At 70.7% G+C, this 14,728-nt stretch carries 11 protein-coding genes; 3 read left to right on the top strand and 8 right to left on the bottom strand.

What is annotated here, in order from left to right:
• Positions 1 to 8: 8 nt before the first annotated feature.
• The 4 genes from ilvN to OG883_RS06475 form a co-directional block, all read right to left on the bottom strand.
• Complete coding sequence (ilvN, locus tag OG883_RS06490; protein WP_071263920.1) at positions 9 to 533, bottom strand: acetolactate synthase small subunit; 525 nt, start codon at positions 531 to 533, stop codon at positions 9 to 11.
• A 38-nt stretch (positions 534 to 571) separates the two neighbouring features.
• Positions 572 to 2,458 carry an acetolactate synthase large subunit gene (locus tag OG883_RS06485; RefSeq protein WP_266536212.1) on the bottom strand — a complete coding sequence of 629 codons (1,887 nt, stop codon included), beginning with the start codon at positions 2,456 to 2,458 and terminating at the stop codon, positions 572 to 574.
• 204 nt (positions 2,459 to 2,662) lie between these two features.
• Complete coding sequence (locus tag OG883_RS06480) at positions 2,663 to 5,446, bottom strand: bifunctional diguanylate cyclase/phosphodiesterase (protein ID WP_266536209.1); 2,784 nt, start codon at positions 5,444 to 5,446, stop codon at positions 2,663 to 2,665.
• A gap of 452 nt (positions 5,447 to 5,898) precedes the next feature.
• Positions 5,899 to 6,849, bottom strand: coding sequence for a 2-hydroxyacid dehydrogenase (locus OG883_RS06475; RefSeq protein ID WP_266536206.1), 951 nt, complete (start codon positions 6,847 to 6,849; stop codon positions 5,899 to 5,901).
• A 75-nt stretch (positions 6,850 to 6,924) separates the two neighbouring features.
• On the opposite strand from OG883_RS06475, the gene OG883_RS06470 reads away from it, so the two are divergent.
• The 3 genes from OG883_RS06470 to OG883_RS46750 all read left to right on the top strand — a co-directional run bounded on the left by OG883_RS06470 (position 6,925) and on the right by OG883_RS46750 (position 9,627).
• Entirely contained in the window at positions 6,925 to 7,923 is a 999-nt protein-coding gene (locus OG883_RS06470; RefSeq protein WP_266536204.1) for an aldo/keto reductase, read from the top strand.
• A gap of 124 nt (positions 7,924 to 8,047) precedes the next feature.
• Positions 8,048 to 9,205 carry a sorbosone dehydrogenase family protein gene (locus OG883_RS06465; RefSeq protein ID WP_266536202.1) on the top strand — a complete coding sequence of 386 codons (1,158 nt, stop codon included), beginning with the start codon at positions 8,048 to 8,050 and terminating at the stop codon, positions 9,203 to 9,205.
• 14 nt (positions 9,206 to 9,219) lie between these two features.
• Positions 9,220 to 9,627, top strand: a complete 408-nt coding sequence (locus tag OG883_RS46750; protein ID WP_323180886.1) for a DUF6191 domain-containing protein — start codon at positions 9,220 to 9,222, stop codon at positions 9,625 to 9,627.
• A gap of 2 nt (positions 9,628 to 9,629) precedes the next feature.
• Here the strand turns inward: OG883_RS46750 and OG883_RS06455 are convergent, their stop codons facing one another.
• From OG883_RS06455 to OG883_RS06440, 4 genes are all read right to left on the bottom strand, one after another.
• Positions 9,630 to 12,731 carry a helix-turn-helix transcriptional regulator gene (locus tag OG883_RS06455; RefSeq protein ID WP_266536200.1) on the bottom strand — a complete coding sequence of 1,034 codons (3,102 nt, stop codon included), beginning with the start codon at positions 12,729 to 12,731 and terminating at the stop codon, positions 9,630 to 9,632.
• Between the two features lie 45 nt (positions 12,732 to 12,776).
• Positions 12,777 to 12,953 (bottom strand): hypothetical protein, encoded by a 177-nt coding sequence (locus OG883_RS06450; protein WP_266536197.1) that lies wholly within the window; start codon positions 12,951 to 12,953, stop codon positions 12,777 to 12,779.
• Between the two features lie 201 nt (positions 12,954 to 13,154).
• Entirely contained in the window at positions 13,155 to 13,943 is a 789-nt protein-coding gene (locus OG883_RS06445; RefSeq protein ID WP_266536194.1) for a GNAT family N-acetyltransferase, read from the bottom strand.
• Between the two features lie 108 nt (positions 13,944 to 14,051).
• Positions 14,052 to 14,702 (bottom strand): hypothetical protein, encoded by a 651-nt coding sequence (locus OG883_RS06440; RefSeq protein WP_266536191.1) that lies wholly within the window; start codon positions 14,700 to 14,702, stop codon positions 14,052 to 14,054.
• Between the last annotated feature and the right edge of the window lie 26 nt (positions 14,703 to 14,728).

Genomic DNA, 14,728 nt, shown 5'->3' with positions numbered 1-14,728 from the left:
CCGTCTCGCTACGCGGAACGGTCGAGGGCCCGCAGGGACCGGTCCGTGATGGACCGGGCGCCGCGTCCTATGGCGATCGTCCCGGACTGGACGAGCTCCTTGATGCCGAACTGCTCCAGCATCTTGAGCATCGCCTCGAGCTTGTCACTCGAACCGGTGGCCTCGATGGTGACTGCCTCGGGAGAGACGTCCACGGTCTTGGCGCGGAACAGCTGGACGATCTCGACGATCTGGGAGCGGGTCTCGTTGTCCGCGCGGACCTTCACCAGCACGAGCTCGCGCTGGATCGCAGCGCCGGGCTCGAGTTCGACGATCTTCAGAACGTTGACCAGCTTGTTGAGCTGCTTGGTCACCTGCTCCAGGGGCAGGTCCTCGACATTGACCACGATGGTGATGCGGGAGATGTCGGGGTGCTCGGTGACACCGACGGCGAGCGAGTCGATGTTGAAGCCGCGGCGGGAGAACAGCGCGGCGATCCTGGCGAGGATGCCCGGCGTGTTCTCGACCAGGACGGAGAGTGTGTGCTTGGACATGTGTCGGTCTCTCTCGGTCTTCTCTCGGACTCTCTGACTCAGTCGTCTTCGTTGTCGCCGAAGTCGGGGCGGACGCCACGCGCCGCCATGACCTCGTCGTTGGAGGTGCCTGCGGCGACCATCGGCCAGACCTGGGCGTCCTCGTGGACGATGAAGTCGATCACGACGGGACGGTCGTTGACGGCGTTGGCCTCGGCGATGACCTTGTCCAGGTCGTCCGGGGACTCGCAGCGCAGTGCGTGGCAGCCCATGGCCTCGGACAGCTTGACGAAGTCCGGGACCCGGGTGCCCTGGCGCGCCGTGGTGCTCGCGCCGACCTGGGAGCCGGCCACGTGGTGACCCGTGTCGTCGGCATGCAGGACGGTGCTGGAGTAGCGCTGGTTGTAGAACAGGGTCTGCCACTGGCGGACCATCCCGAGCGCGCCGTTGTTGATGATCGCGACCTTGATCGGGATGTTGTTGAGCGCGCAGGTGGTGAGTTCCTGGTTGGTCATCTGGAAACAGCCGTCGCCGTCGATCGCCCAGACCGTACGGTCCGGCATGCCGGCCTTGGCGCCCATCGCGGCCGGGACCGCGTACCCCATCGTCCCGGCGCCGCCGGAGTTCAGCCAGGTGGACGGCTGCTCGTAGTTGATGAAGTGGGCGGCCCACATCTGGTGCTGGCCGACGCCCGCGGCGTAGATGGTGTCTGCCGGGGCGAGCTCACCGATGCGCTGGATGACCTGCTGCGGGGAGAGGCTGCCGTCGTCCGGCTGGGTGTAGCCGAGCGGGTAGGTGTCGCGCCAGCGGCTGAGGTCCTTCCACCAGGCGCTGTAGTCGCCGGTGTGGCCCTCGCTGTGCTCGGCCTGGACGGCCTGGACCAGGTCGGCGATGACCTCGCGGGCGTCACCGACGATCGGGACGTCCGCGGTGCGGTTCTTGCCGATCTCGGCCGGGTCGATGTCGGCGTGGACGATCTTTGCGTACGGGGCGAAGCTGTCCAGCTTGCCGGTGACGCGGTCGTCGAAGCGGGCTCCGAGGGCAACGATCAGGTCGGCCTTCTGCAGCGCGGTGACGGCGGTGACCGCACCGTGCATGCCGGGCATTCCCACGTGCAGCGGGTGGCTGTCGGGGAAGGAGCCGAGCGCCATCAGTGTGGTGGTGACGGGCGCTTGGGTCAGCTCGGCCAGGACCTTCAGCTCGGCGGTGGCGCCGGCCTTCATGACGCCGCCGCCGACGTACAGCACAGGCCGCTTGGCCTGGACGATGAGCTTGGCGGCCTCGCGGATCTGCTTGGCGTGCGGCTTGGTGACCGGGCGGTAGCCGGGCAGGTCCTGCTGCGGCGGCCAGCTGAACGTGGTCTGCGCCTGGAGCGCGTCCTTGGCGATGTCGACCAGGACCGGGCCGGGACGCCCCGTCGAGGCGATGTGAAACGCCTCGGCGATGGTCCGCGGGATGTCGTCGGCCTTGGTGACCAGGAAGTTGTGCTTGGTGATCGGCATGGTGATGCCGACGATGTCCGCCTCCTGGAAGGCGTCCGTGCCAATCGCCTTGGAGGAGACCTGGCCGGTGATCGCGACCAGCGGGACGGAGTCCATGTGGGCGTCGGCGATCGGGGTGACCAGGTTGGTCGCACCGGGTCCCGAGGTGGCCATGCAGACGCCGACCTTGCCGGTGGCCTGGGCGTAGCCGGTGGCGGCGTGGCCCGCGCCCTGCTCGTGGCGGACCAGGACGTGGCGGACCCTGGTGGAGTCCATCATCGGGTCGTACGCGGGGAGGATGGCGCCTCCCGGAATGCCGAATACCGTGTCGGCCCCGACTTCCTCGAGAGAACGGATGAGGGACTGCGCGCCCGTGACGTGCTCAACGGTGGCGGACGTCGGTCCGCCGTTACGGGCCCGCGGCTGCGGGTGGTGGGCCCCGGTGGCCTGCTCGGTCATCGACATTCTCTTCTCGAAGCTGAGGGTTTTTGCGAGGGTTTGGGGTGGTCCAGTGCAACAAAAAACCCCTCGTGCCGTGGGGCAAGCGAGGGGAGCGCGTCGGGAGGGGTCCGCAGGGCCTTCGTGCGGCCCTGCTCAGCCGACGCGCTTTCCAAGTACGAGAATTCGGGTGCGCATGGCACTGACCCTCCCGCCGACGGGCCATGACTGTCAAGTGGGTGGGACGCGCGTCTCATTATTTGAGCCATTGCGCGCAGGGAAAACGCCACCCGACAGGGCGGGCAGGGCGATCCCGCCCGGCACCGGGTACTCGTCGCGCACCAGGGCGCGGCGCAGCCGGTACTCGTCCAGCGGCCCGGAGAATGCCATGCCCTGGCCGTGCGTACATCCCATGGCCCGCAGGGCGAGCACCTGCTCGGGCAGGTCCACCCCGTCCGCCACGGACTGCATGCCGAGGTCGCAGGCGATCCGCAGCAGTCCCGCGGTGATCTTGTGCAGCCGGGCGGACTCGACCACGCCCTCCACCAGACCTCTGTCCAGTTTCAGTACGTCCACGGGGAGTCTGCGCAGGGCGTTGATAGCGGCGTATCCGCTGCCGAAACCGTCCAGCGCGATCCGTACGCCGAGTCTGCGCAGCGCGACCAGACGCTGCTCCAGATCGTCGAAGGAGATCCTCGGGTCGCTGTCGGCGAGCTCGATGACGAGAGCGCCGGACGGCAGCCCGTGCAGGGTGAGCAGGGCCTCGATGGAGCCGAGCGGCAGGGACTTGTCCAGCAGACGTCGGGCCGACAGACGGACCGACACGGGCGTCCGGTGGCCCAGCCTGGCCCGCTCCGCTGCCTGTTCCACGGCTTCCTCGATCAGCCAACGGCCGAGCTCGGCGGTGCGGTCGCTGTCCTCGGCGACCCGCAGGAATTCGGCCGGGGTGAACAGGATGCCCTGGGCGGAGCGCCAGCGGGCCTGGGCGGCGACTGCGGAGATCCGGCCGGTGGTCAGGCTCACCACGGGCTGGTGGAGCAGCGCGAATTCACCCTCGTGCAGGGCGCTGCGCAGCCGGGCGGCCAGTTCCGTACGGCGCACCACCTCGGCCTGCATCTGCGGTGCGTACAGCTCGACGCGGTCCTTGCCCGCGGCCTTGGCGCGGTACATGGCAAGGTCGGCGTTGCGCATCAGATCGGTGGGGGTGATGGCCGGCTCGGCGAAGGCCACCCCGATGGAGGCGGCCACCCGCACTTCGTTGCCGTCGACGCGGTACGGCTGGGAGAGGGTCAGCCGCAGCCGGTCGGCGATCTCGTGGACCTGGTACTCGCGGGCGGAGCGGTCGCGGCTGCCGTCGCCGACGATGAGGGCGGCGAACTCGTCGCCGCCGAGCCGGGCCGCGGTGTCCCCGGCGCGTACCGACTCCGCCAGGCGGCGCGCCGCCTGGATCAGCAGCTCGTCGCCGGCCTGGTGGCCGAGGCGGTCGTTGACCCCCTTGAAACCGTCGAGGTCGATGAAGAGCACGGCGGTGCCCTGATCGCCCGCGCGGCGGCCGGTGAGGGCCTGGCGGACCCGTTCGGTGAACAGGGCGCGGTTGGGCAGGTCGGTGAGCGGGTCGTGCTCGGCGTTGTGCTGGAGCTGCGCCTGGAGACGGACCCGTTCGGTGACGTCCCGGCTGTTGAAGATCAGGCCGCCCTGGTGGCGGTTGACCGTGGACTCCACATTGAGCCAGTCGCCACCGCCGGACCTGAAACGGCACTCGATGCGGGTGGTGGGCTCCTCGGCGGGAGGAGCGGCCAGGAACCGGCGCACTTCGTGGACCACGCGGCCGAGGTCCTCCGGATGGATGAGCGAGGCCAGCTCGGAGCCGATGAGCTCTTCGGCATCGCGTCCGTAGACCCCGGCGGCCGCGGGGCTGACGTACCGCAGTATCCCGGAGGGCGCGGCGATCATGATGACATCGCTGGAGCCCTGCACGAGGGAACGGAAGTGGTTCTCCTTCTGCGCCAGCTCATGGGTGAGCGCGATGTTGTCGAGGAGCATGATGCCCTGCCGTACGACCAGGGCGAGGACCACGGTGCAGCCGGTGAGGACGACGACACGGTCGACGCGGCGGCCCTCGATCACGTTGTAGAGGATGCCGAGCGTGCAGACTGCGGCGGCGAGATACGGCGTGAGAGCGGCGAGTGAACCCGCGACGGGGCGGGACGGGTGGCGCGGTCCGCCACCTCGCGGTGGCCGCGCGGTCTCGACCGTACGCCGCGCACCCCAGGGGGCGTACGCGAGCAGCAGTGAACCGGCGAACCAGCCGGCGTCCAGCAACTGGCCCGAGCGGTAGCTCTCCCGCAGCAGGGGCGAGGTGAACAGGGCGTCGCACAGCACGGTCAGCGCGAGTGCGGCGATGGCGGTGTTGATCGCGGAGCGGTTGGTGGCCGAGCGCCGGAAGTGCAGCGCGAGCACCATGCTGACCAGCACGATGTCCAGCAGCGGATAGGCGAGGGAAAGGGCCGCCGGAGCCACGCTCTCGCCCTGCACCCGGGCGGTGTGCGCGAGGGCGAGGCTCCAGGAGAGGGTCAGCAGCGAGCCGCCGATCAGCCAGGCGTCCAGTGCGAGACAGACCCAGCCCGCTCTGGTGACCGGGCGTTTGGCGAGGACGAGGAGTCCGACGATGGCGGGCGGCGCGAAGCAGAGGAAGAACAGGTCGGCGATGGAGGGACTGGGGACGTCGCGGTCCAGCACGACCTCGTACCACCCCCAGACGGCGTTGCCTCCGGAGGCCATGGCCGAGGAGACCGCGAACAGCAGCCAGGCAGGCCGAAAGCGGCTCTCCTTCGCACGGGCGTAGAGGAAGCAGGAAACAGCGGCGATCATGGCTGCGGCACTGAGTCCGAAGTCGCCCATGATCAGGGCCAGTTCCGGCGATCCCCAACCGAGGGCCGCGCCTACTCCGTAGGCCCCGCAGACGAACCCGAGGACGAGCCGCGAAAGCACTCCCGTACTGCTCACCCCGCCCATGCCACCACTCACCTTGCTGCCGTCGGCCCTACCGCTTTTGGGGACCGCCTGCCGGGCCATGAGGGCCCCCGGGGCGCTCACTGAGCAGCCTCGGGCAGCACCGCCGTCGGCGTGACCGTCAGCGGATCGGGTCTGCGCATCGGAGCGCGCGAGAGTCGCCGTCGGCGGCCTCGCCGCGTCGGATCGTTGGTCCATTGGCCGTGCATCGCCCATCGCCCCCCTCGAAGTCTGATCGGCAGTCAGGCCGCACCCCAGCGACGCCCCTTGCCTCAGTGCAGCCCCCAGGTCGGGACGATACACCAGTATCGTCACTTAGGGACATAGTCCCTCTACTCTGCGTGACGGTTGGCAGCGTTGTCGGCACGCGGTGCATCCGGGTGACTTCGAAGAGTTCCCGAACAGCCCGGGGAGGGCCCAGAGCGGGCGCCCGGGACGGTCCCGCGGGCGGGCCTCTAACCGGTCGTCAGCACCACGTTGCGCAGCGGCTCCTTCGCGGCGAACCGGCTGAGCTGTCCGGCGAGCAGTCGCTTGGCGCGCGGCATGAACGCCGAGGTGGAGCCGCCCACATGGGGGCTGATGAGGACGCCCGGGGAGTGCCACAGGGGGTGTCCTGCGGGCAGTGGCTCCGGGTCGGTGACATCGAGGGCAGCGGTGATGCGTCCGGTCTCCACCGCCGCGAGCAGGGCCTTCGTGTCGACGACCGGGCCGCGCGCAACATTCACCAGCAGCGCCCCGTCCTTCATCCGGGCCAGGAAACCGGCGTTCACCAGGCCCTTCGTCTGCTCCGTGAGCGGCGTGGAGAGGATGACGACATCCGCGTCCGGGAGCAGGGCAGGCAGATCGGCGAGTGCGCGCACTTCGCCGCGCTCCGTAGCGCGTGCAGAGCGCGCGACGCGCGCCACCCGCGCGCACTCGAAGGGTGCGAGCCGGTCCTCGATGGCGGCGCCGATCGATCCGTACCCGACGATGAGCACCGACTTGTCGGCGAGCGCCGGGTAGAAGCCGGACCGCCACTCCTCCCTGTCCTGACCGCGCACGAAGCCGGGGATGCCGCGCAGCGAAGCAAGGATCAGGGCAATGGTGAGCTCGGCGGTGGACGCCTCGTGGACGCCCTTGGCATTGCACAGGCGTACGCCGGCGGGCAGTGAGCCGAGCCCCGGCTCCACATGGTCGATCCCGGCGGAGAGGGTCTGGACAACAGCTACGGACGTCATCGCGGCCAGCGGGCGCACCGCGACCTCTGTGCCCTTCATATACGGAACGGCATAGAAGACACAGTCGGCGGGGTCGGCGGGAAAGTCCGGACCGCCGTCCCAGAAGAGGTAGTTGAGACCCGAGTCCGCGGGGGCGGGGAGCCCTTCGATCTCGTCGGCCGGAAACGGGAGCCACACGTCTGCAGTCATGGTCAGGAGGCTATGCGAAGGGCCGCGGTCCGCATTGGTTAGTTTGGGGAGCGGCCAAAGGAGGGGTACGGGCAGTTGGAGCGCAGGACAATCGGTGCGGCGGCTCTCGAAGTGGGCGCGATCGGGCTGGGCTGTATGCCGATGAGCTGGGCATACAGCAGCTCGCAGCAGCGCGGGGACCGGTCGCTGAGGACGGTGCACGCCGCGCTCGACGCCGGCTCCAGCCTGCTGGACACGGCCGACATGTACGGGCCGTTCACCAATGAGCTGCTGCTCGGCCGGGTCCTCAAGGAGCGGCGCAGCGACGCCTTCGTATCGACGAAGGTCGGGCTGCTCGTGGGCGAACAGCATGTGGTGGCCAATGGGCGGCCCGGGTATGTGAAGCGGGCCTGCGACGCCTCGCTGCGCCGGCTGCAGACCGATGTGATCGACCTGTATCAGCTGCACCGGCCGGATCCGGAGGTTCCGGTCGAGGAGACCTGGGGCGCGATGGCGGAGCTGGTGGGCGCCGGGAAAGTGCGGGCGCTCGGGATGTGCGCGGTGGGGGCACGCGCTTCGCGCCGCTCAGGGGCACATCTGCACGAGGGAACGATCCGGCAGCTGGAGCGGGTACAGCAGGTGTTCCCGGTCAGCGCGGTACAGGCCGAGCTGTCGGTGTGGTCGCCGGAGGCGCTGGAGCGGCTGCTGCCGTGGTGCGAGGCGCGCGGAGTGGGGTTCCTGGCGGCGATGCCGCTGGGGAACGGGTTCCTGACGGGGACGCTCACGCCCGGCCAGGGCTTCGAGCCGGAGGACGTGCGGGCGCGGCACCCGCGGTTCACGGCCGAGATGATGGCGGCGAACCAGCCGGTGGTGGCCGGGCTGCGGCGGATCGCACAGCAGCACGGGCCGGGGACGACTCCGGCGCGGGTGGCGCTGGCATGGGTGCTGGGGCGGGGGCGGAACGTGGTGCCGGTACCGGGGGCGAAGCGGGAGGAGTGGGCGGTTCAGAACGCGGGGGCCGCGGAAGTGGAGCTGACGGCGTACGACGTGGCGGAGATTGCGCGGCTGCCGCCGGCGCGGGGTTCGTGGGACTGAGGCGTCGGTTGCCTCCAGGATCTTCTCGGAGGATCGGGAACCTGGAGCACGCGGGCGGTGTAAGAACAGTAGTCAGGCAGCTCAAGCCGCCGTCGAAGGGATCAGAACTGTGCAACGTCCTGCTGTGACGGCCGTGTTGGCCGCTGCCGTGCTGGTGCTCGTCGCCGGGTGCTCGTCCGGCGACGGGAAGGATCCGGCGGATCAGGAAGGGGCGACGTCCACCGCCCCGGCCCCCTCCGCCCCCGCCTCCGGGACGGGCGGTGCTCCGAGCCCCACCGGGCCGCCCGCCAAGGGCTCGGTGAAGGTGGTGTCCACGCTGACCGAGAATCTCAAGTCGCCGTGGGGTGTGGCCGCGCTGCCCGACGGCGATCTGCTGGTCGGCTCGCGCGACGAGGGGACCATCAGCCGGGTCGACGTGGAGAGCGGCAAGAAGACCGTGATCGGCTCGGTGCCCGGGGTCTCGCCTGCGGGCGAGGGCGGGCTGCTGGGTCTGGCCGTCTCTCCCTCGTTCGCCTCGGACCATCAGGTGTACGCGTACTTCACCACCGAGTCGGACAACCGCATCGCCCGCATGCTGTACGGCGAGGAGAAGCCGGCCGGGCAGCAGTTGGGCGCCCCGGACACGATCCTGAGGGGCATCCCCAAGGGCGTCATCCACAACGGAGGGAGGATCGCGTTCGGCCCGGACAAGATGCTCTACGCGGGCACGGGCGAGACGGGTGAGACGGGGCTCGCGCAGGACAAGAAGTCACTGGGCGGCAAGATCCTGCGGATGACCCCGGACGGCCAGCCGGTGCACGGCAATCCGGAGGCCGACTCGGTCGTCTACTCCTACGGCCACCGCAATGTGCAGGGAATCGCCTGGGACTCCGAGAAGCGGCTGTGGGCGGCGGAGTTCGGCCAGGAGACGTGGGACGAGCTCAATCTCATTGAGCCCGGCAAGAACTACGGCTGGCCGGAGGTGGAGGGCAAGGGCGGCAAGGCGGGCTTCGTGGATCCGGTGGCGGAGTGGCGTACGTCGGAGGCCTCGCCGAGCGGAATCGCCTACGCCGAGGGGTCGATCTGGATGGCGGCGCTGCAGGGCAAGCGGCTCTGGCGAATTCCTCTGGCGGGTGCGGAACCCTTGGCGGAGCCCCAGGCGTTCCTCGAAGAGAAGCACGGGCGCCTGCGCACGGTCCTGTCCGCGGGCGGCGACAAGGTCTGGCTCGTCACCAGCGAGACGGACACCCGGGGCACACCCGAGCCGGGGGACGACAAGATCCTCCAGCTGGAGGTGAAGTAAGGGGTGAGCAGCCTGTGTTCAACGCTTTCGACGAGTTCTTTGCGCCGGGCCGCAGACATACCGATGAGGAGCGGAACCGCCTGGCGCTGACGAGGTCCGACACGGGCGACAACGACCCGAGCCGCGGCCCGATAGACCTGACCTCGGGCAAGGTCTCGATCCGCCCACCGAAGGAGAACCCGGCCGGCGGCCCGGGCAAGCTCCCCGGGGACGACGGCCCGGACGTGGGCCGGGACCCGGTGCCGGACGAGGTACGGGACGAGGGCGCGGACCAGATACCGGACGACGGCGCGGACCACGTGCCGGACGAGGTACCGGGCCAGGTACGGAACGAGGGCCCGGACCAGATACCGGACGACGGCGCCGACCAGGTGCCGGGCCAAGGTGCGGGCACGGCGACCCGGCGTGGTCGGGCCTCCTGACGTCAGGCCGTCGCCTCGCTCACCGCGTCCGGGAACAGCCTCAGCCGGTGGGCCAGGGCCGCCGCCTCGCCACGGCCCGAGACGCCGAGTTTGGCCAGGATGTTGGAGACATGGACGCTCGCCGTCTTCGGGGAGATGTAGAGCTCCTCGGCGATCTGGCGGTTACTGCGGCCCGCAGCGACCAGGCGCAGTACGTCCTCTTCGCGCGGGGTCAGTCCGAGGGCAGGGCCGGAGTCGGACGACGGGCAGGACAGGGGCGCGGAGTCGGCGGTCAGGGAGATGCGGGCACGCTGGGCGAGCAGGGCGATGTCCTCGGCCAGCGGGCGGGCGCCCAGCCGAACGGCCGTGTCCTGGGCCTGGCGCAGTAGTTCGGCGGCCTGCGCGCGGTTCGGGGCGCCCGTGCCCGACTGCAGCAAGGCCTCCGCCCAGCGGTGACGGACTCTCGCCAGGTCGTAGGGGCGGTCCAGCGGCGCGAACGCGGCACCCGCCTCAGCCCAGTCGACTGCCGTGTCCTCGCCTCCGGCGCGCAGCAGCTCCGCGCGGACCCACTGCTCATGGGCCAGCCACACCGGAACCGCGGTGACCACGGTCCTGGCCACCTTGCGGATCCGCTCCAGTGCCTCGGCGCGGCCCGCCTCCGCGGCGGGCAGACCACGCGTATCGGCCTCCAGCGCGGCGGCGGCGCGCAGCAGTGGCCAGGCGTACCGCTGGGTACCCGGCGGGAAGCCCGCCGTCGCCGCCCGCTCGAACTCCGCCCGGGCGTCCAGCACACGCCCCTGTGCCACGGCAACGCCCAGCGCCAGTGTGTGGAGGGGCAGGAAGGTCTGCGGCATCGGGTCGTTGGACCCGAAGTGGGTGTGTGCGGCCTCCAGATACTCGGCCGCCCTCGCCGTGTCGCCGCGGGCCAGCGACAGGAAGGCGAGCCGACTGGTGGCGTACCCGCGTGGTTTGGGGCTGAGCGCGATGCGCTGCGCCCGCTCCGCCGCCTCGGCCATTTCGTCCCAGCGACCGAGCGACCCGTACGCCTCGGACAGATTGGTGCAGACCCAGGCCTCAGTGTCCAACAGGCCGTATGCGCGGGAGAGTTCGATGCCCTGGGCAAGAATGTCCACCGCCTCCAGCGAGCGGCCCACCCCCTCGAGCACGGACGGCAGATTCACATGGGTGCGACCCACGTGTGCGGCCAGATCGAGTGCGATGACCCGCTCCTTGACCGCATACATCTCGGCGAGCCCGCCCTCGACGTCGCCCGCGTCGGCCATGAGGCTGCCGAGCGTGAGGCGGGCGCGCAGCTCGGTGTCCTCCTCGCCGACCATGCGCGCGTACTCCACGGCGCGCTCGGCCGTCTCCAGGCTCCCCGGGCCGGGATCGTGCACCATGCCCCATCCGGCCGCCTCGGCGAGCACCTCGGCGTGGACGGCGGACGGCGGCAGTCCGCGCACCAGCTGCTGCGCGGTCTCCAGCTCCGCCCAGCCGTCGCCGCGCCCCAGGGACGAAACCAGCCGGGAGCGCTGGACCGAGAACCAGGCCGCGCGCAGCGGGTCGCCCTCCGACTCCGCCAGGCGCTGCGCCCGCTTGGCTATCTTCAGCGCGCTTTCGCGCTCACCGCAGAGCCGGCCGGCGACGGACGCCTCCGCCATCAGATCGAGATAGCGCAGCGGCGTGGTGGCGGAATCACAGCCGCAGGGCGGGTAGATCTCCGCGTGGTCGACGGGGCGCAGCGCGGCCCGCACGTCGTCCGGCGCGCTGTCCCACAGCTCCATCGCCCGGCCGAGCAGCCGCAGTTGCTCGGCGTAGGCGTGCCGTCGGCGCGCCTCGACCGAGGCGCTCAGCACGGCGGGCAGCGCCTTGGCCGCATCGTGCGCGTGGTACCAGTACGTGGCGAGGCGCATCGCGCGCTCGTCCTCCCGTACGAGCGTGGGGGCTGCCTCCAGTGCCTCGGCGAAACGGCGGTTGAGCCGGGAGCGTTCGCCGGGCAGCAGATCGTCGCTGACGGCCTCGCGCGCCAGGGAGTGCCGGAAGCGATAGCCGCCCCCGTCCGGCGTGGCCAGCAGGATGTTGGCGCCCACGGCGGACCGCAGCGCCTCGATGAGGTCGTCCTCGGGCAGCCCGGCGACGGCGCACAGCAGTCCGTACTCGACGGTCGAGCCGCCCTCCGCGACGATCCGCGCCACCCGCTGGACGTCCTCCGGCAGTGCCTCGATGCGTACGAGAAGGATGTCGCGCAGGGAGTCGGGCAGGCCGTTGGCGCAGTTGTCGGCGAAGCTGCAGGCGAGCTCCTCGACGAAGAAGGCATTGCCGTCGGAGCGCTCGAAGACCCGGTCCACCATGGCCGGTTCCGGTTCGGCGGCAAGGATCCCGGCCATCTGGCGACGGACCTCGCCGCGGTTGAACCGGGTCAGCTCGATGCGCTGGACGGAGCGCATCCGGTCGAGTTCGGCGAGGAAGGGCCGCAGTGGGTGGCGCCGGTGGACGTCGTCGGAGCGGTAGGTCGCGATCACGACGAGACAGCCGCGGCGCAGTGTGCGGAAGAGATAGGCGAGGAGATGGCGGGTGGAGGTGTCGGCCCAGTGCATGTCCTCGAGCACCAGGACCACCGTGCGGTCTGCGGCGATCCGCTCCAGCAGACGCGCGGTGAGCTCGAAGAGGCGCGCCATGCCTTCCTCGTCGTGCCGGCTGTGCTCTCCACGGGGTGTGTCGCCCAGTTCGGGCAACAGCCGCGCCAGCTCGTCCTCCTGGCCCGCGGCGGCCGCGGCCAGTTCCTTCGGCAGCTGGCGGTGCAGAGTACGCAGGGCCGTGGAGAAGGGCGCGAACGGCAGTCCGTCCGCGCCGATCTCCACACATCCGCCGACCGCGACGACAGCATCGCCGCGGCAGGCCTCGTTGATCAGCTCCTCCACGAGCCGGGTCTTGCCGACTCCGGCCTCACCGCCGACGAGCAATGCCTGCGGATCGCCGGAAGCGGCGCGGGCGATCGCATGGGTGAGCGCGGTCAGTTCGCCGGCGCGGCCGACGAACACGGGGCTTACAGACCTGGTCTCCACGTCGCCGAGCATCGCACAGGGGTCCGACAACGCGGCACCCTTGATCGGAACAACGGTCATCACGCCGCTTCCGCCGGGTCTGTCGGGTTCACCGAGTCCGCCGGTTTACGCGGCGCGGGCGAAGCGGGCGCTGTCCGCCGCCGTACTCACCCGGTCCTCCCCTGCGTTCTTGGCGGACCTTCTGGCGGAACGGCGGGCCTGGCGCACCTGCCGCGCGAGACGGTGGGTGTCGGCCTCACGGATCATCTCGGCCTGACGGATCCGGATCTCGTTCTCGAACATTTCGTACTCCCTGGTGGTGAGGTCTTCATCGCTTCCTGCGATGCCTCAACTCTCGCTTCCCAGGGGCCCCTGCCACATCGGGAGAGTGCCGCATCTTCGCGGCGGCGGGGGCCTTAGACGCAACCGCCCTGCGGAGGACCGGGGCCTAAGGCCCCCTGCGCACGAAGGCCGGCGGACTAGGGATACGTCCGGGGCGGCCACCTAGGGCCCGTACACGTACGGCGTGGTGGTGCTCAGCGGGGTGAACCCCAGCCGCCGCAGAATCGGCCAGCTCTGGCTGGAGGCGTCGACCTGGAGGTAGCGGATGCCCCTCTCGGCGGCGATACCGGCCCGGTGGGCGATCAGGGCCCGGTAGATACCCCGTCCCCGCCAGGCGGGCAGGGTGCCGCCGCCCCACAGGCTCGCGAACTCCGTGCCCGGGTGCAGCTCCATACGCGCCGCGCAGACCGGCAGATCGTCCGCCGTCGCGACGACCATCGTGACCGTCTCCGGCGTCTGCGTCAGCTGCGCGAGCAACTGCTCCCGCAGCCGGGCGCTGCTCGTGCCGAACGCCTGCTCATGCACGTCCGCCACCAGTTCCACACCCGCCGGGCCGGTCACCGGCCGCAGCTCTACGCCCTCGGGCAGGTCGACGGCGGTGCGAAGACCACGGACCTCGGCGACCATCACGGTCTCCTCCGGCTCCGCCACGAACCCGGCCGCCCGCAGCCGTTCGCCGAGGTCGTCGGGGCGGTCGTAGGAGTACAGCTTCCACTCGAACTCGCGCCCCTGTGAGGAGAAATACCGCACCTGCTCCGCGATCGCCGCGTCCGCCGTGGCCGGGTCCAGACCGGACCAGACGACGCCGTTCCAGTCGCCGTCGGCACCGACCTGCCGCACCACGTCACCGACCCGTTCGACCCGCGCCCCGGAACCGTCGGCACGGGTACGGGTGGGGGTGCGCTGCCGCATCTGGCGGTCGAACAGCATGAGTACCTCGTCGTGATCCATCCGCGCATTCCAGCACCCGCCGGGCACGGGCACCACAGGATTCCGGGGCCGGGCACCGGTGGGCGGGGAGGGCAGGGCAGGGCAGGGCAGGGCGCGGAGCCAGGGTGTCTAGGATCCGGTTCCGGCACCCGGAGTGGCACCGGTGCTGGGTACCTCCAGGAGGAAGTCGAAGTACATGCCGGCGGAGACGATCAGCCCAAGGACGCCGAGCACGACTCCCGCCACGGCGAAGGCCCGTACCCAGCCGGCCTTCTGCGGCCAGGCCAGCACTGCCAGGCCGACGACCAGCGCAACCAGCGCGAAGATGCCGTTGACCATCGCGGTGGTGTGCCAGGCGTCGCCGTAGATCGCGGCGATCTGCTGGGCGGGTGTGCCGCCCTGCGAGGTCTCGATCTGGCCGATCAGGGTCTGCCGCTCGGCAGCGATCTTCCCGACCCAGCTCCCGCTGAGGGCGACCACGCCGAGACCGGCGGCGACGACGCCCGCGGCGGCGGCCCCGAGGCCGGAGGCGGCGCCGCGTGGCGCCTCCACGTCCCTTGCCGTTGTCGTCTCTCCGGCACCGTGCCCGTCGGCCTCGGACGCCGCAGGTTCGGCAGGCGCAGCGGATTCGGTCGAGTCGGTCGAGTCGGTGGATTCAGCCGGTTCGGCGGACACGGCCGATCCGGACGGCTCGACCGGGTCTGCGGGCTCGGTGGCCTTGTCGGGCAGGTCCGCCTTGTCGGTCACGTCGGTGGTCTTCTTGGTCTCGCTGGTCTTCATGCGCCGCACGCTAGGCGGCCTGTATG

The organism is Streptomyces sp. NBC_01142, from assembly GCF_026341125.1.
Lineage (GTDB): Bacteria > Actinomycetota > Actinomycetes > Streptomycetales > Streptomycetaceae > Streptomyces.
This window is presented reverse-complemented; position numbering and strand designations above follow the sequence as displayed.

What these genes read in the sequence shown, in the direction of transcription:
- ilvN (WP_071263920.1), bottom strand. Translation starts at nt 533, where the DNA reads ATGTCCAAGCACACACTCTCCGTCCTGGTCGAGAACACGCCGGGCATC.
- OG883_RS06485 (WP_266536212.1), bottom strand. Translation starts at nt 2,458, where the DNA reads ATGTCGATGACCGAGCAGGCCACCGGGGCCCACCACCCGCAGCCGCGG.
- OG883_RS06475 (WP_266536206.1), bottom strand. Translation starts at nt 6,849, where the DNA reads ATGACTGCAGACGTGTGGCTCCCGTTTCCGGCCGACGAGATCGAAGGG.
- OG883_RS06440 (WP_266536191.1), bottom strand. Translation starts at nt 14,702, where the DNA reads ATGAAGACCAGCGAGACCAAGAAGACCACCGACGTGACCGACAAGGCG.
- OG883_RS06450 (WP_266536197.1), bottom strand. Translation starts at nt 12,953, where the DNA reads ATGTTCGAGAACGAGATCCGGATCCGTCAGGCCGAGATGATCCGTGAG.
- OG883_RS06455 (WP_266536200.1), bottom strand. Translation starts at nt 12,731, where the DNA reads ATGACCGTTGTTCCGATCAAGGGTGCCGCGTTGTCGGACCCCTGTGCG.
- OG883_RS06445 (WP_266536194.1), bottom strand. Translation starts at nt 13,943, where the DNA reads ATGGATCACGACGAGGTACTCATGCTGTTCGACCGCCAGATGCGGCAG.
- OG883_RS06480 (WP_266536209.1), bottom strand. Translation starts at nt 5,446, where the DNA reads ATGGGCGGGGTGAGCAGTACGGGAGTGCTTTCGCGGCTCGTCCTCGGG.